Consider the following 20,579-nt stretch of genomic DNA (forward strand, 5'->3'; position numbering starts at 1 on the left):
TTTATTTCATTTGTTAACTACCTGAATATTAAACCCAAATCAAAATGAATAAAATTTCTGTTATCGGTTCCGGCACTATGGGAAATGGAATTGCCCATGTCTTTGCGCAATATGGCCATCAGGTTTCTCTAATTGATGTACAGCAGGCTGCTTTGGACAAGGCTTTGTCCACCATTTCCAAAAACTTTGACAGACAGGTTGCCAAAGGCAGTATCAGTGAAGAAGATAAAAGTGCGGCATTGGGAAGAATCCTGACCTTTACTTCGCTTGGAGATGGCGTAAAGGACGCCGACTTGGTGATAGAGGCCGCAATAGAAAACCTGCAGGTCAAATTGGACCTTTTCCGCCAATTGGATGAATTATGTCCACAGCATACCATTTTGGCTTCCAATACCTCATCCATTTCCATTACTAAAATCGGTTCAGTCACCAAAAGGCCAGATAAAGTGATCGGAATGCATTTTATGAATCCTGTACCTGTCATGAAGCTAGTCGAAGTCATCAAAGGGTATGCAACATCCAATGAAACAACCGAGACCGTGATGACTGTTTCATCTAAACTTGAAAAAATCCCTGTTGAAGTAAATGACTACCCGGGTTTTGTGGCCAATAGGATATTGATGCCGATGATCAATGAAGCCATTTACACCCTGTATGAAGGGGTTGCGGGGATTGAAGAAATAGACACTGTGATGAAGTTGGGCATGGCACATCCGATGGGTCCTTTGCAGTTGGCCGATTTTATAGGCCTGGATGTTTGCCTTTCGATAATGAAGGTTTTGCACGATGGTTTTGGAAATCCGAAATATGCTCCCTGTCCTTTATTGGTGAATATGGTGGAGGCAGGATTCAAAGGTGTGAAAACCGGTGAAGGATTTTATGCATATACTCTGGGAAACAAAGAATTAAAGGTTTCAGGGAGATTCAAATGATGGGCCAACCCTTTGAGTATTAAATTAAAACAATCAGGCATCAAATTGAATTCAACAAACATGCATATAGCGGTTTCAGGAAATATAGGAAGTGGGAAAACAACATTAGCCATCAAATTGGCCAAGCATTATGGCTGGCATGCAGAGTTGGAAGCAGTTGAAAACAATCCCTATCTGGCGGATTTTTATGAAGATATGAAGCGTTGGTCTTTTCATCTTCAGGTTTTTTTCCTCAATAGCCGATTCAATCAGATCAAAAGGATCAGAGAAGGCGGTTTATCGGTCGTTCAGGATAGGACAATTTATGAAGATGCTTATATTTTTGCTGCCAATCTCCACAAGTCGAATTTGATATCTGAAAGAGATTATGAGAATTACCTTTCCCTTTTCGATTCGATGATCAATTATGTCAAGGCACCCGACCTGTTGATATACCTGAAGGCTGATATTCCAAAATTGGTGGGTCAGATTGAAAAGCGTGGCAGGCATTATGAGAATGCCATCAGGATTGATTATTTAAAAAACCTGAATTCTCATTATGAAGAATGGATCGGAGGATATGATAAGGGAAAATTATTGATCGTGGATGTCAATCAGATGGACTTTGTGGAATTTCCGGAAGACTTTTCTTCGATTGTGCAGCGCATAGACAGAGAGATATTTGGGTTGTTTTCTTAATTTGATGATATCAATTTGTGGCAATTCCTAAAGTCGTAGAAATAAAATACCTGATTATCAATTTGTTTCAATAAAAGGGTTTTGTTTTTTTTAAAATTTGTTTCTTTTTCAATTAAATGTATTTAAGTTGGTTTCCTAAATATTCTTTAACAAAAAAGTATGAAAAAAACATTCCTATTATTTCTTTCAATAATTTTCATAAGCAACTCTTTTGCAAGTGATATTATTTATCTAAAAGATGGATCCAAAATTAAAGGAGACCTCATCAGTGTTGATGTCAATGAATTGACATTCAAATCAGCCAAAAAAAATCAAAAATTGCTTAAGCTTAAATCTGAGGAAGTTGAATTTGTAAAGGTTGAGGATTACGAAAAGCTTGTCGAGGTACAAGAGAGTATGTATTTGAAAGGGATGAATGATGCACAGATTCATCATAAAAGATTTGGCGGGAACTTCTGCGCAGGCCTTTTCGGTGGAGTTATCGGTTTTGTAATCGTTGCAGTCACTGACGCAAAATCTCCAAATCCTTTACTCGTGGGTGAAGAAAACTTCAAAAGCATGGAATATAGAGAAGGCTATAATAAAAAGGCAAAAGGAAAAAATCTTGGAGCAGCAGGTGTGGGTTGGGCCGTGAGCTTTTTGGTTCTGCTCGTTTTGATTTCCTCTGGGTCATAAAAAATAAAAACCCTACAATTTCAATTGTAGGGTTTTCATTTTTTGATTTTAAAATTCAATTTTATAAATAAATCTGTTTTTTTTTATTTCTTAAGTTATTTTCCTTGAAAACCAATTGACGATTCCATGCCGGTTTTCCTCTTTAGGATGCAGCAATAGATCGTCTATTTTCTTTAGACTTCCCCCTATCATCAGGTTTTCATAAATCGGTATCCTGACCAGTTTGTAACCGTGTAGCCTGCTTACAAGATCGTATTGGGTGTCATTGTAAGCATTTAGCTTCCATCCTGCAGAACCATTACCAGAAAGGTCTCCGGCAGTTTCACTTTTTCCAAAAAACTTTGCGGCGATTGGAGGTCCATTCCATACCCTTTCATGAAGACCTGTTTTCAGGCATTCCTTTTCATATGTCCTGCAAAGCCTGAGGTAAGCCTCTGCCCATGAAAAGGAAAATGTCTCATAGAGTGGTGATTTGAGTGTCGCCAACCTGTACCTGTTGAAATGCACCTCATCATCATAGAGGAATACATGGCGGTTGATTTTAAAATCAAACTTCAGTTTTTCCAAAACAGGAAGTCTTCCATTTCCTCCAAGTTCTATCAATACTGCATTCAATAAGGTTTCACCTTTACCTTTGAGATAGCTTGGATTGACTTCCAATTGGTGGTTATATTCTATTTGGAGTCCTGATTCTTTCAGGATTCCATGCAAATTCTCCACTTTCAAATGATGCATGGACAAAATTAAGCTTCTTTTCGGATGATTTCCCAAGTATGGTCAGCCAACAGTTTGATTTCGGCTATGAATTTTGAGAACTTACTCTTTCTTCCCCATTCTTCCGGTGCGACCAAACTGAGGAAATCGCTGCCATCCTCCTTTTCATACAAAAAATAATGGTGGTTGATCAGGGGTTCAAATCCCATGGAGGTTTTGTAGATTCTTTCCGAAATTTCAACCCTGTTTTGAATCAATTTTGCCTGCTCTGCCAAAAGTTGCATCTGCTGATAAATCTGCGCCATCTGCATGTCTGTCTGTGAATGCATGGCTGCCACTGCCCTTCCGGTGATTTTTCCTTTATCCTCAGGTTTGATGATGGCACTTCCTGATTGGTGGGCATATGGCAAAAGACCGGGAATGTCTGTGGTCTTTTCCTTCATTTTATCCAGGTCAATCAGGCTGACATCAATCTTTTGTTTCTTTGACATTGTTTTTTACCGTATCTGAGGGGGCTATTCTTTCTTTTAAATTTCGTTTGGATCCCGGAAAAGTCGTTCTGCTTGACATATCGATTCCGATCCAAAGCATGCACAATGCAAAAATTGCTGCAAGCACCAAGAAAACTATTTTATTTTTCTTCATTGTTATTATCTAAGAAACATTAATAACTTTAAGATGTTTCGACCTGACAAAATTATCAGATAAATTATTCATATAAAATATGAAACTACCGCATAATGAACGACTTATAAAGTTTTGATAATAAAGGTGTATTATGGTTTTTAAAAAAAAACAATAAAATCACTTTTTTTTATTTTGAAATACATAAATTTGATTGTTATACACACTTGACAGCTACTTGATTATTTTATGTATCAGCTTATTAGCCCACAAACAATTTTTCAGTATTTCGGCGATGACGACAAAGAAATGTTGCAAGAAATGATTCAGATTATTCTGGATTCGAACCTGAAAGATTTGAAGGATATGGATGAACTGTATCAAGCTGAGGACTTTGCATTAATCAAAAGAAGATGTCACAAAGCAAAACCGAGTCTAAGTTATATCGGTGCCATTCAGACCAGAAAAATACTTGAATCCATTGAAGCAGATCTTGAGAATTCACAGGAGCAGTTCAAACACCTTTTGCACGACATCGAAATAATTGAAAAAGAATTACATACTTTCCTTGATTCCCTTTGATCAAAATAATTTTTTTGCCTCTCCCCATTTTTTTATTTTCAAATCAATCCGATTCTTAGACCTTTATTCTTACAATCAATTTCAGTAAAACCAATTCCTATGAAGAAAAGTCTATTTCTGACAGCTTTTGTATGCCTTTTTGCCTTGCAGTATTCTTTGGCCCAAACCGAACTTTCGGTAGAAAAAATAATGAAAGACCCAAAATGGATGGGGACATTTCCATCTGATATTCAATGGGATGAGAAAGGGCAATTTGTTTATTTTAAATATAATCCAGAACAACATCCTGCGGATTCATTGTATAAAATTGCCATTACCGGCAATTCTAAACCAGAGAAAATTTCCTTGGTTGAACAAAGAAATCAGGTTCCCCGGAATGCAAAATTCAACCTCGCAAAAACCAAAAAAATCTATGCAAAGGATGGAGAAATCATACTTTATGACCTTGCGAGCGGCAGTAAGACCTCATTGCTAAATTTGGGAGAGAGAATTTCAAATCCTGTTTTTTTAGCCAATGAAAACAGGATTGCCTTTGAATCTTCGGGAAACCTATTTGTCTTGGATGTTCCTACCGGGAAACTTCAAAAAATGACCAGGGTCCAAAATGGAAACCGGCCCAAGGAAAAGGACGAAAAGCAGGCTGAAAGAGAAAAATGGCTACAAGAGGATAATTTGAATCTTTTGCAAGTGGTCCGGGAAAGGGAGGAAAAGGAGGAAAAGTCTAAAAATTATTATGAATCCATTGCTGAAAAAGAAACTTTCACCTTTTATACGGAAGGAAAGCAGGTCATTAATATCCAACTTTCTCCCGATGAAAAGTACGCTACTCTCTTACTCCTTGGACGCGCCGAAAATAAAAGGACTGAGGTGCCGGATTATACCGATGCTTCAGGCTATACGACCAACCTGAATACAAGGTCTAAAGTGGGGGATAATCCGCAAACGATAGAATTGGCAGTATACAATTTTGCTAAAGACACAGTACTATACGTGACCACCGACAGCCTTCCGGGCATCAAAGACCTTCCGGATTATGTCAAAGATTATCCAGAAAAAACATGGGAAGAAAAATTGAGGAAAGTGACCATTGCAGCACCGATTTTTTCAAACGACGGAAAAAATGCCATCGTCAATATCCGTGCAAATGACAACAAAGACAGGTGGATTACCTTACTTGACCTTGAGTCAGCATCCTTGAAATCTGTTGACAGACAGCGTGATGAAGCTTGGATAGCAGGCCCGGGGATCGGATGGGGTTTTGGAGGGGGAACTTTAGGTTGGCTACCTGACAACAAGCATATCTACTTCCAATCTGAGGAAAGTGGCTATTCCCATCTTTACGTATTGGATGTAACCACAGGCACCAAAAAAGCATTGACCTCCGGTAAATTTGAAGTCTTTGATCCCTTCATTTCCAAAAACGGGAAGTTTTGGTACCTCACCACTTCTGAAGTCCATCCTGGTGAAAGGCATTTTTATATGATGCCACTCATGGGTGGAAAGATGGAAAAGCTGACCACACTCACCGGAAACAATGAAGTATCCCTTTCTCCGGATGAGAAAAACATGGCGATCCTCTATTCTTACAGCAATCAGCCTACCGAATTATTTATCCAACCCAATACCCCAAAATCCCAACCAAAGCAATTGACTTTTGGTCAAAGTGATGAATTCAAGGCTTATGATTGGCGTGACCCCCAATTGGTCAACTTCAAAGCTGCTGATGGCCAAATGGTTCCTGCAAGGTTGTACCTTCCTGAAGCTATCAACAACAATGGTGCAGCGGTAATATTTGTCCATGGAGCAGGGTATTTACAAAACGTCCATAAATGGTGGTCTAGCTATTTCAGGGAATACATGTTTCATAACCTTTTGGCTGACTTGGGATACACTGTTTTGGACATTGATTACAGGGGAAGTGCGGGATATGGCAGAGACTGGAGAACGGGCATTTACCGTCACATGGGCGGAAAAGACCTTTCTGACCAAGTGGATGGAGCCAAATTTCTGATGGAAAATCATGGCGTCAAACCTGGAAAAATCGGGATTTATGGGGGAAGTTATGGCGGGTTCATCACCTTGATGGCACTCTTTAATGAATCGGAAATCTTCACATCAGGCGCTGCTTTGAGGTCCGTGACAGATTGGGCGCATTATAATCATGGCTATACTGCCAATATCCTGAATGAACCTTTCAATGATCCTATTGCTTACAGGAGGTCCTCACCTATATATTTTGCAGAGGGCTTAAAAGGTAATCTTTTGATAGCGCACGGAATGATCGATGTAAATGTGCATTTTCAGGATGTGGTACGACTAGCACAACGATTGATCGAATTGGGCAAGGACAATTGGGAAATGGCCGTATATCCTGTGGAAGACCACGGCTTCGTTGAACCAAGTAGTTGGACTGATGAGTATAAAAGGATTTTAAAGCTTTTCAATGAAACACTGATTGACCAAGATGAGAAATAAAAAATATACCCTTCTTTTAGCAAGCTTTGCTTTTTTGCTTGTTTTTTCCTGTAAGGAAAATGACCCTGTTTCATTAGAAAATCGTGGACTGATTGCAGAAAAAGCAATGGTCGTAGCCGCCCGCGGAGAAGCATCCAAAATCGGCTTGGAGATCATGGAGAAAGGAGGAAATGCCTTTGATGCCATGATTGGTACGGAACTGGCACTGGCAGTGGCCTATCCATTTGCGGGAAATCTTGGAGGCGGGGGATTTATGGTTTTCAGGCTCGAAAACGGAGAAATCGGATCTTTGGATTACAGGGAAAAAGCCCCATTAGCCGCTACTAGAGACATGTATCTTGATGAAAATGGAAATGTCATTCCCGAACTGAGTACTTTGGGGGCCTTGGCAGTGGGTGTTCCCGGAACAGTGGCAGGAATGTTTGAAGTTCACCGAAGATTTGGGACCCTTCCCATGGAGGAAATCCTCGCTCCTGTAATTGAATTGGCAGAAAAGGGTGTTGTCGTGACCGAAAACCAAGAAAAAAGGCTTGCAGGTAACAGAGCCAATTTTATCAAAGTCAATGGTGAAAACACATTTTTCGGGAGGGAATTCAAAGAAAATGACACGATCAAATATCCGATTTTGGCGGAAACGTTGAAAAGAATAGCCAAAAACGGCAAAGATGATTTTTACCTTGGAGAGACTGCCCAAAAGTTGGTGGACTTTATCCAATCAAAAGGAGGAATCGTCAGCATGGAGGATATGGCAAGTTATGAAGCCAAATGGCGTGATCCCATTTCCTTTGATTACAAAGATATCAAAGTCATCTCCATGGCTCCCCCGAGCAGCGGAGGGGTGACATTGGCACAAATCTTTGGAATGTTGGAAGGTTTTGACCTGAAGTCAATGGGTCATAATTCTGCCCAATATATCCAAACATTGACGGAGGCAGAAAGACGGGCTTATGCAGATAGGAATTTTTATTTGGGTGATCCGGATTTTGTTGCTGTTCCTGTGAATGAAATGATTGACAAAGAATACCTGAAAAACAGAATTTCTGATTTCAATCCCGGGAAAGCGACCCTTTCAAGCGCCGTTTCTCAGGGTGTGATCCAATACGTGGAGAGCGATGAGACTACCCATTATTCCATTGTAGACTCTTATGGGAATGCTGTAGCCATAACAACGACTTTGAATGGGGCTTATGGTTCCAAACTGTATAGTGACGAATTGGGATTTTTCTTAAACAACGAAATGGATGATTTCAGTGCTAAAGCAGGAGTTCCCAATATGTTTGGGCTTGTCGGGGCCGAAGCCAACAGCATCGCACCCGGTAAAAGGATGCTCAGTTCTATGACCCCCACAATTGTGGAAAAAGATGGTCAGCTTCTCATGGTGGTTGGAACACCGGGAGGATCTACTATTATCACCTCAGTTTTGCAGACCATCCTGAATGTGGTGGAATTTGACATGACCATGCAGCAGGCGGTTGATGCACCGAGGTTTCACCATCAATGGCTGCCTGACTTGATCAATTTCGAACCTGAAGGATTTCCTGTTGCCATATTGGACGAGCTGAAATCAAAAGGATACCTTATCAATGAAGGATTTACACCGATTATAGGAAAAGTCGATGCAATCCTATTGCTTCCAAACGGTAAATTTGAAGGGGGAGCTGACAAAAGGGGTGATGACAAAGCGGTTGGATTTTAGACCAATCCACCTCTTCTTTCAGTTTCCCTTGTATTTTTCCAGATAATCTCGAAAGCGGTTCATCACCCAAAGGTGGATTCGGGCTTGGGTATTGACATAGACAAACCATGGAAGCCTCGGTACAAATTCATGTATCGCCGTGATCATATATTTTCCACCTAGTACCTCCCTGAATTCCAGCCATCCATAGTCAAATCGCTTCACTAGCCATCCTCCTGTGATGTAAAACAGTTGCCTCTTTATATCGCTCCTATCAGGAATGAGAGTCAGTTGCAGCATCGGTTTTGATCCTTTCAACAGGTAAAAGCCGATGTCTCCCCGGCTTGTTTCCTTGGCATTGATCAAAAATCTAAAAAAAGTCGGTAACCAACGTTTATACCTATTGGCCACCCACAAGGCGCTTTTATGCCTCGTATTGGGCATTCTTTGGATGCTCCTGACCGTATTTTTTACTTCCCTGTCATGTTTGAATTTTGGCAGTGCAGGAAGTTTATTCTTTGGATCAAGCGCTTCCTTTACACTTTCTTCATAAGTCAGGTAATCGATTTCTTTTTCTTTGAATTTCAGTTCTTCGGAAACTGTCAGCGTATGTTTGAGACTTTCGACCAAAGGAGAAACCAGTTTGGAAGGGGTTTCGCCAAAATAGGACACCCAAAGTTTCGAAAAACCCACAGAAAAAACGGGCACTGTAAAAATCACCCTTTTCTTTCCCATTACCCTTGCGGTTTCTTCCAGCATTCCTTTGTAGGATAAAATTTCGGGGCTTCCGATTTCAATGGCCCTTCCAAATACATTTTCATTTCCAATGCAGGAATCCATAATCGTCAATGTATCGCGAAGAGAAATGGATTGTGTTTGGGAAGTGGTCCATTTGGGACACATCAGGATAGGAAGTTTTCTGACCAGATTTCTAACCATTTCAAAGGAAGACCCTCCCGGGCCAACAATGACTCCGGCCCTAAGTGCAGTGACAGGTACTCCCCTTTCACCAAGCGTTTTTTCCACTTCCAACCTGCTTCTAAGGTGGATGGACATTTTTTCTTCTTCCACTTCTTTGGGGAGAATTCCTCCCAGATACAAGATCTGTTTGATGTTGTTTGCTTCGGCAGCCCGGGAAAAATTATCAGCCAGCAAAAGATCAGTATCCTCAAAACTACCTTGGTCTAAGCGTGTCAAAGCACTCATTGAATGGATCAAATAGATGGCATAATCTACCCCTTGCAAAGCCTCAATAGTCGAGGTGATGGAAAACAGTTCTACTTTTCGCCATTCCACTTCAGGATCAGGATTTTGAATGGCATCCCTTCTACTCAGTGCGATGATGTTGTACTTGTTTTTATATTTATTGATAAACCACCTTCCGATGTATCCTCCTGCTCCGGCTATTGCTATGGTCTTTTTCAATTTAGTGGATGGGTTGAAGGCTTAACATAACCGCTTCCGCAGCCTTTCTACCGGCTGTCATGGCTGCGTTGATTGATCCGTTGAGCAAATAATCCCCGGCCAAGAAAATATTGTCCTGAATTTTAGTATTGGTGGGAGAAATCGTGTACTGCATGTCATCGACCTGTGGAAGGGCATCGAGAATCTCATAAGTTTTGATTTGGTCGAAATAGGAAGCCTTGATACCCGTTAAGGCTTCCAACTCCAAGGCCACCATTTTGATCAACAGCTCATCTGCTTTGGAATCCTGCGTTACCGAGACAGAAAGCAATGCCCTCCCCGTACTGCTGTAGGATTTGGACACATCCGTCATGAAAACAAAATTGTTGATCAGGTATTGGGTGTCAGGTACCAAGCCGATCATGGGTTGGGCAATGAATGATTTTTCGAGTGAGAAATAAATGTTGATCACCTTCCTGTATTCCTTTACCTGACCTTCCAACTGCGGCAGCACTTTGTCAGGACGTGAGGCGATGATGACTTTGTCTGCCTGAAGTTTCCTTCCATCTTTTAAAAGGATGGTATTTCCTTCGACTCTTTCAACAGGTGAATTGAAATGGAAAACAGTATGTTGGAGTTTGCTTTTCAATTGGTTAGGAATTTCCTGCATTCCTTTTTCAGGTATAGAAGCATATCCGATTGAAAACATCCTGAACACAAAATTGAACATCCGTGAGGAAGTCTGCAGGGCATTTTCCAAGAATATCCCTTTGAAAAAAGGTTTAAAAAAGTTATCAATGATGGTTTCTGAAAAGCCATAGTTCCTCAGAAAATCAATAGTGGGAATGGATGGTTCGGCAAAAATCTCCTCTTCGGTTTTCTTTTTAAGGGAATTGGTGAGGCTTAAGATTTTAAATTTATCCTTGAACGTTCCGACTTTGGAAAATGCCATTCCAAACAATCTCATTGGATTTCTTAAAGGATCATGAACAGCAAAGAAGTCACCCGGTTTGAAAATTATAGCGCCGGGGTCAAACATTTTGAGGTTTAGTTTTTCATAATCCAAATACCTTTGAGCTTCAGGATAAGCTGTCAACAATACCTGAAATCCCCTGTCCAAGCGAAATCCATTTTCAATGTCTGTCCGGACCCGCCCTCCAACTCCATCTGAAGCTTCCAATATTTCGGGAAAATATCCCGCTCTTTCAAGTTCATAGGCAGCTATCAGCCCCGAAATCCCGGCTCCGATGATGTAAATTTTTTGTTGGTCCATTTAAACACAATTTTAAGTAAGACAAATATCTGTCATAATTGTTTTACGCTACAATTTAACGCATTATTACCAACCTTTTAAAGTTAATAGGCGCTAATCCTGTAAGAAGATTTCCAAGACCACAGGATTACTGATACCTTCAATAAAAAATATTATGAGAAAGATTTTCAAAATAACCATTGCTTTAAGCGTTTTTTTGATGCCATTTTCATCTATCGGGCAGCAGGTTTATTTTCCTCCGGCAGGAAATTGGCAACAAAAAAATCCTTCAGAGGTGAAAGTCGATGCGGCTAAACTTCAGCAGGCGATAGATTTTGCAAATTCAACGGAAAGTGAGGCTGACCCAAATCTGAAAATGGCCCATTACCAAAGTGCTTTTGGAAGAGAGCCTTTTGGTTTTCCGGTTGGACCTATGAAAGACAGGGGTGCAGCAAATGGCTTGATCATTTACAAAGGATATATCATAGGGCAATGGGGTGATCCTGAAAGGGTTGACCTGACCTTCAGCGTGGCCAAAAGTATCCTGTCCTCTACAGTTGGTATGGCTGTTGACAGGGGTCTGATCAAAAGTGAAAAGGACCTTGTTTATCCTTATGTAGGGCCAATTATACCTTACGAGCCCCATAAATCTCTGATGAATAAAGCAGATCATTTGGATCAGGAAGATGTATTTGACCTTTTTGCAGGACCGCACAACCGCAAGATCACTTGGGAGCATCTGCTGCGTCAGACTTCGGATTGGGAAGGTTCACTATGGGGTAAACCCGACTGGGCTGACCGTCCTCAGGGCAATTCATCCGAATGGCTGAACAGGCCAAGAAATGAACCAGGAACAGTTTATAAGTACAACGATACTAGGGTCAATGTCTTGGCTTTGGCCATTTTGAATGTTTGGAGAAAGCCCCTTCCGGTGGTATTGAAGGAAAACCTAATGGATAAAATCGGTGCAAGCCCAACCTGGAGATGGACCGGCTATGAAAACTCATTTATCATTCTTGATGGGCAGATCATGCAGTCAGTCAGCGGCGGGTCACATTGGGGTGGTGGTATGTTTATCAATGCCTATGACCAGGCAAGGTTTGGATATCTTACTTTGAGAAAAGGTAATTGGAACGGCGTACAAGTGATTTCTCAGGATTGGATCAAGAAGTCCAGAACCCCGACTTCTGTCCAACCCAATTATGGTTTCATGAATTATTTCCTGAATACGGACCGAAAAGAAATTCCTGCGACACCTGAATCTGCTTTTTTCCATTTGGGTGCAGGTACCAACATGATTTATGTGGATGAAGAAAATGACTTGGTGATCGTGGCTAGGTGGATCAAAGACAAAGAAAAAGCAGAATTGGTCAGGATGGTTTTGGAGAGTTTGCCGAAGTGATTTTGAATTAATTATTTACACAATAAAGTATAAAAAAAGAGGGCAGCGTTTTCGCTGCCCTCTTTTTGGTTTATTTGAAACCCCGTGATCAATCAATCACATTGGTTCTTTTCCCAAACGGAGTGCTTTTTTCTTTATTGGAATCAACGGTTTTTTCTCTGGGAGGCCTTGTTTCCTGTTTTGGCTCTGAAGACTTTACCGTTGGTTTTTCCTTGGATACGGGATTTTGATTGTCCCTAGGTTTGAAGTTTTTCTTCTTTTTGGAATTCTTAGAGAAACTTTTCTTGCCTTTGAAATCACCGGATTTTTCAGGATGATGGCTTTTGCTTTTGTACTCAGGACCTGATTCAAATCCTTCGGGAAGCGGGAATTTTTCAATTTCCATACCGATCATCTGCTCTATGCGGGATAATTTGTATTGGTCTTTGTCACTTACAAATGTGATGGCTTCCCCGTTGCTGTCTGCCCTTGCGGTACGTCCTACCCTGTGAACATAATCCTCAGGATCGTTTGGCGTATCATAATTGATGACCAACTCGATGCCTACCACATCAATCCCCCGGGAAATGATGTCTGTTCCGATAAGAATTTTGAGGGACTTATTCTTAAATCTTGACATGATGATTTCCCTTTCAACCTGCTCTAAATCAGAGTGAAAAGCTTCTATATCAAAATCCTTTTTTAATAACTTATAAAGGTTTTTTACTTTCTCTTTGGTAGAAGCAAAAATGATCACTGCCTCGTAATCCTTTTTGGTTAGGATACTTCTTACCAAAGCTTCCTTTTGGCTTTCATAGACCAAGTAAACCCCTTGCGTAACATTGGCTGCGGTCTTTCCGATTGCAAGGCTTATTTCCTCAGGGTTGTTGAGGAGTTGTTTGGAAAACTGCCTGATCTTGGGTGGCATGGTGGCAGAAAAAAGAATCGTCTGCCTGTCTTTTGGTAGGTAGTTGACGATTTTGAGAATATCTTCTGAAAAGCCCATATCGAGCATCCTGTCCGCTTCATCCATGATGAGGTGCTCCAATTTGTCAAAATTGATCTTTCCTCCTGCCAATAATGCAATCAGTCTACCAGGGGTGGCTACAATGATTTCCGCACCTACTTCCATGGCCTTTTTCTGTTGCTCCCAAGCAATACCATCTCCCCCACCGTAGACCGGAATGGAACTTACTCCCAAGAAATAAGCAAAGCCTTGGATCTGTTGGTCAATCTGAATGGCCAACTCTCTTGTAGGGGCCAAAATCAGGGTATTCAAACCGGTCTGACCTTCCTTGGCCATCTTGTTTAGGATAGGGAGAATAAATGCGGCAGTTTTTCCGGTACCTGTCTGTGCGCAGGCGATCAGGTCTTTCCCTTGTTGGATTACGGGAATTGCAAATTCCTGTATGGGTGTGGGTTTATCAAAACCCATGGCATCAAGTCCTTCGTTCAGGCTTGATTCAAAATTAAAATCACTAAAATTCAAAGTCAATCAGTTTAGACATATACATAGGCCCAGGCAATAAGCGCAAATTGCATCGGCAACCTTAGGAGTAGGGCCCATTTTGGGATTCCTTTAGCGCCTTTTCGATACATATAAATATTGGCAGGGAACACTGCCAAAAGAAGAAGAATTATCCCGATGGCTGATATTGAGCGTGTTGGTTCAAATAACAAACCCAAACCAAAAACAAGTTCAAACATACCTGCAATCGCATTCAATAGCTTTGGTTTTGGAAAATACGGAGGAATGATTTTGATGAACATTCTTGGTTTGACAAAATGCATTGTCCCCGCAAAAACGTAAAACCCACCCATTAAGTAAAGAAAAAATAAGTACATGGGTTTTTGTTCCTGTTATTCCAAATCAATAATTATATTCAAGTGTTAAATGTAGGATAACATAGTCAGATTACAAAACAAATGGTATTCCTAACTATTTACTCTCAATACTTTAAACCGCAATAAAAAGCAAAATGAATAGATTCAGGGAGTTATTGCTTATGATTTCGCTTTTGACTTTTTCAGTACAGGAATTAATCGCCCAAAGATTTACCTTGACCGGGATATTGAGAAACGGTGCAACTGAAGAGCTAATCTCCGGTGCGGAAATCACATTGAGAGATTTTGCTTTTTCTGCAATTTCCAATGAATCCGGTAAGTTTACCATTGACAGTGTGTTTGCAAATACCTATGTCCTGAATATCAAATTAAACGGTTTCCAATCGTATCAGGCACAGATTCAAGTCAAGGAAGATTTAAACTTAGGGGTAATCACACTTTTCCCGATGGGCTATCAAGACGCCACAGGGGCTGCCTTACAAAAAACAATCAGAGCCACCAACATTGCCGAATTATTCAACAAAAGGCCCAATTTCATAGGCGGAAATGCCATTTATGGGATTCCACCTGAACCTAAAAAGCTGCAGGGAAATTTCTATTTGGATACAAAATGGAACAAGGCCTCTATCCTACTCTATAGGAACGAAGAGCTTATTGAAGGTTATTTTGTCAGGTATAATATCAACAGCAATACATTTGAATTGAGGTCAGAAAACTCTGAAGAGGCCACCACAGTTCCCGGATTGAGGGTAAGAAACATTGTTTGGATAGATTCAGAACATGGTGTTCCCAGGTATTTTATCAATGGCATGGATTTCAAGGAGGAAGGTTCTCCGATTGCAGGATTTTTTGAAGTGCTTGTGGATGGTAAAATGCCATTGGTCAGAAGAACCATCGCTTCCATCAAGGAGTCAAATTACAATCAGGCTTTGATGGTGGGAGAACCTGATGACAGGGTTGTCAAGCGGTATGTGTACTATTATGTTGAAGGAAAAAACATCATTGAAATCCCTTCCAACAAGAAAAAATTATTCCCGATTTTCGGAGAAAACCAAGCTGAAATGGAAGCATTTGCAGATACAAATAAGCTTAACCTCAAAGAAGCTTCTTCCCTTTTCAGTCTTTTCACCCAATACAACAGCAAATTTGAGGGCTTTGACCCTTTACTACCCAAATTAATCGACAATCAGCCATGATGAAAAAACCACTAATTCTTCTGTTCCTCAGTTTTTGTTTTGCCAGTGCATTTGCCCAAACCCAAAAACCGCCCCTCCATGGCAAACATTGGATGGCAATCACAGGCAAGCCTCTTGGTGCGACTGCCGGCGCCATGATATTCAACCAAGGTGGAAATGCTGTGGATGCTTCCTGTGCCATGCTTGCTGCTGTCTGTACCATGTGGGATGTGTTGAGTTGGGGTGGTGAGACGCAGGCTTTGATTTACAATCCAAAAACAGGGAAAGTCATTGCCATCAATGCCATGGGAATTGCCCCGACGGGTGCTACAGTGGAGTTTTTCAAAGAAAAGGGAATGGCCTATCCACCTGAGTTCGGTCCCTTGGCAGCTACTACTCCCGGAACTCCCGGTGGATTGATGACCATGTTGGCCGAATATGGCACGATGAGTTTGGAACAGGTACTCGCTCCTGCTATGGAAATGGCCAAGGGTTATCCGATAGAAGCACAAACTGCCAATATGATTGAAAACAATAAAGACAAAATCAAAGAATGGCCATATTCCAAAAAAGTGTTTTTGCCACATTTGGGAGAAGAAAGAGAAGCACCCTATCCGGGGGAAATTTTTGTGCAGGAAGACCTTTATCAGACTTTGAAGAAATTGGTGGATACTGAAAAGGCCGCGCTTGCTACCGGAAAATCGAGGAAAGAAGCCATCTATGCCGCTTATGAGCGATTTTACAAAGGGGATATTGCAGCGGAAATTGTAAGGGGTGCTAGAGAGCAAGGAGGTCTTTTCACCATGGAGGATTTTGCAAAATGGAAAGTGAAAATTGAGGAACCGCTGAAAGTCAATTACAAAGGAATAGATGTCTACAAACTTCAGGAATGGACCCAAGGCCCGGCATTGCTCCAAAGTCTGAATATCCTGGAAAACTTTGACCTCAAGTCAATGGGGTATAATTCCGCCAATTACATCAATACGGTTTACCAAAGCATGAGTCTAGCATTTTCTGACAGGGATTTCTATTACGGTGACCCTGACTTTGGACCCAAAAGCCCGATGAAAGGTTTGCTGTCCAAAGAATATGCGAAAGAGCGGGCAAAACTGATCAAGGAAAAAAACGATCCCGAAATCGGTCCTGGTGACCCCTACCCTTTTCAGGGAGAAACCAATCCTTTTAAACATCTCTTGACAAACAGAAAAGAAGCCTTGGTATATGACAGGCCTGAGCTGCCCATCCAAGGTGAAGACGATCCTTTTCTGGACCATTTTCTCGCCGGAACCACTTCCATCCAAGCAGCGGACGAAGAAGGTTGGGTGGTATCGATTACCCCTTCAGGCGGATGGGTCCCAGCTACAATCGCAGGAAACACAGGCGTGGGAATGAGTCAGAGGATGCAGAGCTTCGTTTTGGATGAAAAACTCAATCCCTTCAATGTCCTTGAACCGGGAAAAAGACCAAGGGTTACCCTGACGCCAAGTATGGCTTTGAAGGATGGCAAACCCTTCCTTTCATTTGCAGTGCAGGGCGGCGATACACAAGACCAAGACCTGCTTCAGTTATTTTTGAATATCGTCGAATTTGGAATGACCGTACAGGAAGCTGCAGAGGCCGCCAATATCCATAATTACCAGATCCAATCTTCCTTTGGCGCGCATGAATCCAAACCTGGTGCCATCACGCTCAACAGTCAGGTTCCTGCTTGGGTAAGAAAAGACTTGCAAAATAGAGGCTATAAGCCAAATATGCTGGAAAGGACTTCAGGGCCACTCAATGCCATTTGGTTCGATTGGAAGCACGGGACATTTTGGGGAGGGTCAAGCAACCACGGGGAAGATTATGGGATAGCATGGTAAACTGAATCAGAATCGGTTTATGTATTTATCCTATCTTGGCAATTCATTTTTTTGAACCAAGCTTGATCAAGAAATCCATGATTTATTCCTTATCAGGAATTCAAAAAACTATATTTGCACCTTCAAAAAATCAGAGTTTCCCATGAATAACTTTATTGAAGAGCTGCGCTGGAGAGGAATGCTTCAGGATATGACCCCGGAAATCGAAGAATACCTGAAGAAAGGAATGGCATCTGCCTACCTTGGATTCGACCCCACAGCTGATTCACTGCATATTGGTCACCTCGTCGGGGTGATGACTTTGCTCCACTTCCAAAGGGCAGGCCACAAACCTTATGCCCTCGTGGGTGGCGCTACAGGAATGATCGGTGATCCGAGTTTCAAATCAGCAGAAAGAAACCTTTTGGACAAAGCCACATTGGACCATAACGTGTCATGCCTTCAGAAGCAATTGTCCCATTTTTTGGACTTCAGAGAAGGAACTTCGAATAAGGCCGAACTGGTGAATAATTACGATTGGATGTCCCAATTTTCGTTTTTGGAGTTTATCCGGGATGTTGGCAAATACATGACCGTCAACTACATGATGGCCAAGGATTCGGTAAAAAGAAGGTTGGAAGACGGAAATGGCCTGTCATTTACAGAGTTTTCGTACCAACTGATCCAAGGTTACGATTTCTATCATTTGTGGAAAAACAACCATGTAGCCATCCAACTCGGAGGTTCTGACCAATGGGGAAATATCGTCACCGGGACAGAATTGATCCGCAAAATGGAAGGTGGAAGTGCCTATGCCTTGACGGTTCCTTTGATCACCAAAGCTGACGGAACCAAGTTTGGAAAGACTGAAAGCGGTTCTGTTTGGCTCGATCCTGAGAAGACCTCACCCTATGCGTTTTACCAGTTTTGGCTGAATGTGTCTGATGAGGATGCTTCCAAGTACATCAGGATCTTCACTGTATTAGATAGAGCTACTATTGAAAGCCTTGAAAAAGAACAGGCAGAAGCACCTCATTTGAGATTGCTTCAAAAAGAAATCGCCAAGCAGGTTACCATCATGGTGCATGGTGAAAATGAATACAACATGGCTGTCAAAGCTTCTGACATTCTTTTTGGAAAATCATCCACAGAGGATTTGGCTTCATTGGATGAAAGGACTTTCCTGCAGGTATTTGATGGCGTACCTCAGGCTGAGATTTCCAAATCTGAGTATGAGTCGGCTGCCAATGTGGTTGACTTGCTATCAGAAAAAACCAATGGACTTATCTTTCCTTCAAAAGGCGAGGCAAGAAAAATGATCCAAGGTGGTGGCGTTTCTATCAACAAAGAGAAAATATCAGACCCGAACCAAGGTCTTTCATTTTCACTTTTGCAGGGAAAATACCTTTTGGTTCAAAAAGGCAAAAAACAATATTACATCATTTCTGTCAAGCTTTAAATCCAAGCTTATTACAATTGGTTTCCATCACTTTCCCATTGTTTATTTGTGGAAAGTGATGGAAATTTTTTTATTCATCATTTTGATTTTAAGTGATTATATAATCCAATCAATACCAAAAAGCATGCGGTCAACATGGCAAGGGAAAGGGAAATCAACAAAAAGGACACGAGGGCTTCAACAACACCTGAACCCTCTTGCCCTCCTGCCAAAGGCATCATTTTCCCTGCACCTGTAGCAGCTGCTATCAATACCGCAAGAAAGTTGGCAAATGACCCATAGACTGTTAGCCAAAACGTTGCGTTGAGCCATTTTTGAGAAAGTTCCAACCTTTCCCAGATTAGACCTAAAGCCAATAAAAATAGCCCGTTCAAAACTCCTTCCAAATGGGAGGATAAACCCATCCTCGGATTGGCCATTACCGGTATCAATAAACCAACCAACAATCCTAGAAAGAAAAGGAAAACGCCTAAAAAGAGGAGGCGTTTAGATTGCAGTTTTTTTTGAAATGAAATTACCATAAGTGTTGGGATTTAAATTGGGTATGATCCGAATTTAACCATTCAAAATAATTAAAAAAATACCTTCAAGTAATTGAATTTAAGGTTCTTGAATTCATTTTTTACCTTGAGAATCCAATATAAATAGGGATGTTAAATCCCTATTTTAGCCTAATTCTTTCTTCGCTATTCTGCTCATCAAAGGGGTTGTGATCCATGTAGGCAAAAACTTAATAAGGAGCCAAACCATCGGGTTTACGATGATTTCAGCTTTCCTTTCAAAAAGTTGACGGATACATTTCTTTGCAATCTCCTCCGGTTCGAGGATCATAAATTTGCCAAAGTATCCTTTGCTGATTCTTTTAACGACATCGCCATTTGTCCTGATTGGCCCGGGACTGACCACACTCACAGACACATTTGAGCCTTTCAATTCTTGGTTAAGCCCTCTTGAAAAGGAAGAGATAAATGATTTTGAGGCAGGATAGACGGTTTTAAAACCAATGGGAAGATGGGCTGCCAAGCTTGAAACATTCAAAATATACCCTTTAGGCTGTCTCAGCAGGTTTGGCAAAAGTTGATGGGTGAGCACCGAGGTAGTTACAATATTCAGTTTTAGAATCTTATCAATATATTCAATGGAAGCATCAGTCATCCTGATGGTACCGCCGGTTCCAACATTATTGATCAAAATGATGATATCAAAATGGAGGTTAACCCAATCCGCCAAATCAATCAAATTATTATATACTGATAAATCTGTTTCGAAATACCTGCAGTCAACTTGGTATTTTTCTTTTAATTCTTCGCAAAGGTTCTGCAAACCGTCGTTCGGACGGCTTACGAGTATGGTATTGATTTTTCTTTTGGACAGTTCTATGGCAAAGGCTTTTCCCAATCCTTTTCTTGCTCCTGTAATCAGTGCATATTGGCTCATGCTTGTTTTATTTGTTAGAAAATGGCTAAATTCACCAATTTTTGAAAGGCGACATGCAAATCAAATACAGGAATTCATAGGGGTTTTTGGAAAAAGAAAGCCTTGTCACAACCAAATACAGCGCGTTATTTTCTTCTCAATGATCCCCTTCCTCAAGCGCTAGAACAATGGCATCCATAAAAACAGGGATACCTTGACATCCTAACCTACCTTAAGATGGTAAAAATTCATTTTATTTTATTTCAAGGAATTGATTTTTACTAAAAAAAGAATGCAAACAAGGAATTACTTGACAGGACTATCACCTAATTTTAAGCATTCTGAAAATGATTCAAGGCAGTTTATAGCTATTCCAAAACGAAACGCCATCGACCAACATTTTTTAAAAAATTATTCCGGTGATTTGAGAGTCCTTCACGGAACTTCAATC

General features: G+C 41.1%; 19 protein-coding genes. 10 read left to right on the forward strand and 9 right to left on the reverse strand.

Features of this window, described 5'->3' with window-relative positions; all coding sequences use genetic code 11:
• Window positions 1–44 precede the first annotated feature (44 nt).
• The 3 genes from NU887_RS11900 to NU887_RS11910 all read left to right on the forward strand — a co-directional run bounded on the left by NU887_RS11900 (window position 45) and on the right by NU887_RS11910 (window position 2,285).
• Window positions 45–932 (forward strand): 3-hydroxybutyryl-CoA dehydrogenase, encoded by an 888-nt coding sequence (locus NU887_RS11900; RefSeq protein WP_258423602.1) that lies wholly within the window; start codon window positions 45–47, stop codon window positions 930–932.
• A 60-nt stretch (window positions 933–992) separates the two neighbouring features.
• Window positions 993–1,610 (forward strand): deoxynucleoside kinase, encoded by a 618-nt coding sequence (locus NU887_RS11905; protein ID WP_258423603.1) that lies wholly within the window; start codon window positions 993–995, stop codon window positions 1,608–1,610.
• A gap of 159 nt (window positions 1,611–1,769) precedes the next feature.
• Window positions 1,770–2,285 carry a hypothetical protein gene (locus NU887_RS11910; protein WP_258423604.1) on the forward strand — a complete coding sequence of 172 codons (516 nt, stop codon included), beginning with the start codon at window positions 1,770–1,772 and terminating at the stop codon, window positions 2,283–2,285.
• A 90-nt stretch (window positions 2,286–2,375) separates the two neighbouring features.
• On the opposite strand, the gene NU887_RS11915 is transcribed toward NU887_RS11910, so the two are convergent.
• The 3 genes from NU887_RS11915 to NU887_RS11925 are packed head-to-tail and all read right to left on the reverse strand — an operon-like array spanning window position 2,376 to window position 3,644.
• On the reverse strand, window positions 2,376–3,020 hold the full coding sequence (locus tag NU887_RS11915; protein ID WP_258423605.1) for a DUF7255 family protein: 645 nt from the start codon (window positions 3,018–3,020) through the stop codon (window positions 2,376–2,378).
• Between the two features lie 8 nt (window positions 3,021–3,028).
• Complete coding sequence (locus tag NU887_RS11920; RefSeq protein ID WP_258423606.1) at window positions 3,029–3,490, reverse strand: DUF2452 domain-containing protein; 462 nt, start codon at window positions 3,488–3,490, stop codon at window positions 3,029–3,031.
• A complete protein-coding gene (locus NU887_RS11925; RefSeq protein WP_258423607.1) occupies window positions 3,468–3,644 on the reverse strand; it encodes a hypothetical protein in 177 nt (58 codons plus the stop codon). Before NU887_RS11925 ends, NU887_RS11920 begins: the two co-directional genes overlap by 23 nt.
• Before the next feature lie 228 nt (window positions 3,645–3,872).
• Between NU887_RS11925 and NU887_RS11930 the strand changes: the two genes are divergently transcribed.
• From NU887_RS11930 to ggt, 3 genes are all read left to right on the forward strand, one after another.
• On the forward strand, window positions 3,873–4,205 hold the full coding sequence (locus NU887_RS11930) for an Hpt domain-containing protein (RefSeq protein ID WP_258423608.1): 333 nt from the start codon (window positions 3,873–3,875) through the stop codon (window positions 4,203–4,205).
• A 99-nt stretch (window positions 4,206–4,304) separates the two neighbouring features.
• Entirely contained in the window at window positions 4,305–6,680 is a 2,376-nt protein-coding gene (locus tag NU887_RS11935; protein WP_258423609.1) for a S9 family peptidase, read from the forward strand.
• Window positions 6,670–8,376: a gamma-glutamyltransferase gene (ggt, locus tag NU887_RS11940; RefSeq protein WP_258423610.1), complete on the forward strand. Its 1,707-nt coding sequence runs from the start codon at window positions 6,670–6,672 to the stop codon at window positions 8,374–8,376. Before NU887_RS11935 ends, ggt begins: the two co-directional genes overlap by 11 nt.
• Before the next feature lie 18 nt (window positions 8,377–8,394).
• On the opposite strand, the gene NU887_RS11945 is transcribed toward ggt, so the two are convergent.
• Both NU887_RS11945 and NU887_RS11950 read right to left on the reverse strand, forming a co-directional pair.
• Window positions 8,395–9,780 carry an NAD-dependent epimerase/dehydratase family protein gene (locus tag NU887_RS11945; RefSeq protein ID WP_258423611.1) on the reverse strand — a complete coding sequence of 462 codons (1,386 nt, stop codon included), beginning with the start codon at window positions 9,778–9,780 and terminating at the stop codon, window positions 8,395–8,397.
• Window position 9,781: 1 nt separating this feature from the next.
• A complete protein-coding gene (locus NU887_RS11950; RefSeq protein ID WP_258423612.1) occupies window positions 9,782–11,032 on the reverse strand; it encodes a protoporphyrinogen/coproporphyrinogen oxidase in 1,251 nt (416 codons plus the stop codon).
• A 154-nt stretch (window positions 11,033–11,186) separates the two neighbouring features.
• Here NU887_RS11950 and NU887_RS11955 point away from each other — a divergent pair, with 154 nt between their 5' ends.
• Complete coding sequence (locus NU887_RS11955; RefSeq protein WP_258423613.1) at window positions 11,187–12,413, forward strand: serine hydrolase domain-containing protein; 1,227 nt, start codon at window positions 11,187–11,189, stop codon at window positions 12,411–12,413.
• A gap of 88 nt (window positions 12,414–12,501) precedes the next feature.
• Here NU887_RS11955 and NU887_RS11960 read toward each other — a convergent pair whose 3' ends face one another.
• Complete coding sequence (locus NU887_RS11960) at window positions 12,502–13,881, reverse strand: DEAD/DEAH box helicase (protein ID WP_258423614.1); 1,380 nt, start codon at window positions 13,879–13,881, stop codon at window positions 12,502–12,504.
• Between the two features lie 11 nt (window positions 13,882–13,892).
• Window positions 13,893–14,237: a DoxX family protein gene (locus tag NU887_RS11965; RefSeq protein WP_258423615.1), complete on the reverse strand. Its 345-nt coding sequence runs from the start codon at window positions 14,235–14,237 to the stop codon at window positions 13,893–13,895.
• A gap of 134 nt (window positions 14,238–14,371) precedes the next feature.
• Between NU887_RS11965 and NU887_RS11970 the strand changes: the two genes are divergently transcribed.
• From NU887_RS11970 to tyrS, 3 genes are all read left to right on the forward strand, one after another.
• A complete protein-coding gene (locus NU887_RS11970; protein ID WP_258423616.1) occupies window positions 14,372–15,433 on the forward strand; it encodes a carboxypeptidase-like regulatory domain-containing protein in 1,062 nt (353 codons plus the stop codon).
• Entirely contained in the window at window positions 15,433–17,274 is a 1,842-nt protein-coding gene (locus tag NU887_RS11975; protein ID WP_258423746.1) for a gamma-glutamyltransferase family protein, read from the forward strand. The genes NU887_RS11970 and NU887_RS11975 overlap by 1 nt, the downstream gene beginning before the upstream one ends.
• Before the next feature lie 142 nt (window positions 17,275–17,416).
• Window positions 17,417–18,712: a tyrosine--tRNA ligase gene (gene tyrS, locus NU887_RS11980; protein WP_258423617.1), complete on the forward strand. Its 1,296-nt coding sequence runs from the start codon at window positions 17,417–17,419 to the stop codon at window positions 18,710–18,712.
• Window positions 18,713–18,789: 77 nt separating this feature from the next.
• Here tyrS and NU887_RS11985 read toward each other — a convergent pair whose 3' ends face one another.
• Both NU887_RS11985 and NU887_RS11990 read right to left on the reverse strand, forming a co-directional pair.
• On the reverse strand, window positions 18,790–19,233 hold the full coding sequence (locus NU887_RS11985; RefSeq protein ID WP_258423618.1) for a styrene oxide isomerase: 444 nt from the start codon (window positions 19,231–19,233) through the stop codon (window positions 18,790–18,792).
• Between the two features lie 145 nt (window positions 19,234–19,378).
• The gene (locus NU887_RS11990) at window positions 19,379–20,149 is read right to left on the reverse strand and encodes an SDR family NAD(P)-dependent oxidoreductase (protein WP_258423619.1); all 771 of its coding nucleotides are present in this window, start codon (window positions 20,147–20,149) and stop codon (window positions 19,379–19,381) included.
• Window positions 20,150–20,579 lie beyond the last annotated feature (430 nt).

Origin of the sequence: Aquiflexum gelatinilyticum (assembly GCF_024741135.1) — a bacterium.
Classification (GTDB): domain Bacteria; phylum Bacteroidota; class Bacteroidia; order Cytophagales; family Cyclobacteriaceae; genus Cognataquiflexum; species Cognataquiflexum gelatinilyticum.

Coding starts and splice junctions, on each gene's coding strand:
- NU887_RS11900 (WP_258423602.1), top strand. CDS start 45: ATGAATAAAATTTCTGTTATCGGTTCCGGCACTATGGGAAATGGAATT.
- NU887_RS11905 (WP_258423603.1), top strand. CDS start 993: ATGCATATAGCGGTTTCAGGAAATATAGGAAGTGGGAAAACAACATTA.
- NU887_RS11910 (WP_258423604.1), top strand. CDS start 1,770: ATGAAAAAAACATTCCTATTATTTCTTTCAATAATTTTCATAAGCAAC.
- NU887_RS11915 (WP_258423605.1), bottom strand. CDS start 3,020: ATGCATCATTTGAAAGTGGAGAATTTGCATGGAATCCTGAAAGAATCA.
- NU887_RS11920 (WP_258423606.1), bottom strand. CDS start 3,490: ATGTCAAAGAAACAAAAGATTGATGTCAGCCTGATTGACCTGGATAAA.
- NU887_RS11925 (WP_258423607.1), bottom strand. CDS start 3,644: ATGAAGAAAAATAAAATAGTTTTCTTGGTGCTTGCAGCAATTTTTGCA.
- NU887_RS11930 (WP_258423608.1), top strand. CDS start 3,873: ATGTATCAGCTTATTAGCCCACAAACAATTTTTCAGTATTTCGGCGAT.
- NU887_RS11935 (WP_258423609.1), top strand. CDS start 4,305: ATGAAGAAAAGTCTATTTCTGACAGCTTTTGTATGCCTTTTTGCCTTG.
- ggt (WP_258423610.1), top strand. CDS start 6,670: ATGAGAAATAAAAAATATACCCTTCTTTTAGCAAGCTTTGCTTTTTTG.
- NU887_RS11950 (WP_258423612.1), bottom strand. CDS start 11,032: ATGGACCAACAAAAAATTTACATCATCGGAGCCGGGATTTCGGGGCTG.
- NU887_RS11955 (WP_258423613.1), top strand. CDS start 11,187: ATGAGAAAGATTTTCAAAATAACCATTGCTTTAAGCGTTTTTTTGATG.
- NU887_RS11965 (WP_258423615.1), bottom strand. CDS start 14,237: ATGTACTTATTTTTTCTTTACTTAATGGGTGGGTTTTACGTTTTTGCG.
- NU887_RS11970 (WP_258423616.1), top strand. CDS start 14,372: ATGAATAGATTCAGGGAGTTATTGCTTATGATTTCGCTTTTGACTTTT.
- NU887_RS11975 (WP_258423746.1), top strand. CDS start 15,433: ATGAAAAAACCACTAATTCTTCTGTTCCTCAGTTTTTGTTTTGCCAGT.
- tyrS (WP_258423617.1), top strand. CDS start 17,417: ATGAATAACTTTATTGAAGAGCTGCGCTGGAGAGGAATGCTTCAGGAT.
- NU887_RS11985 (WP_258423618.1), bottom strand. CDS start 19,233: ATGGTAATTTCATTTCAAAAAAAACTGCAATCTAAACGCCTCCTCTTT.
- NU887_RS11990 (WP_258423619.1), bottom strand. CDS start 20,149: ATGAGCCAATATGCACTGATTACAGGAGCAAGAAAAGGATTGGGAAAA.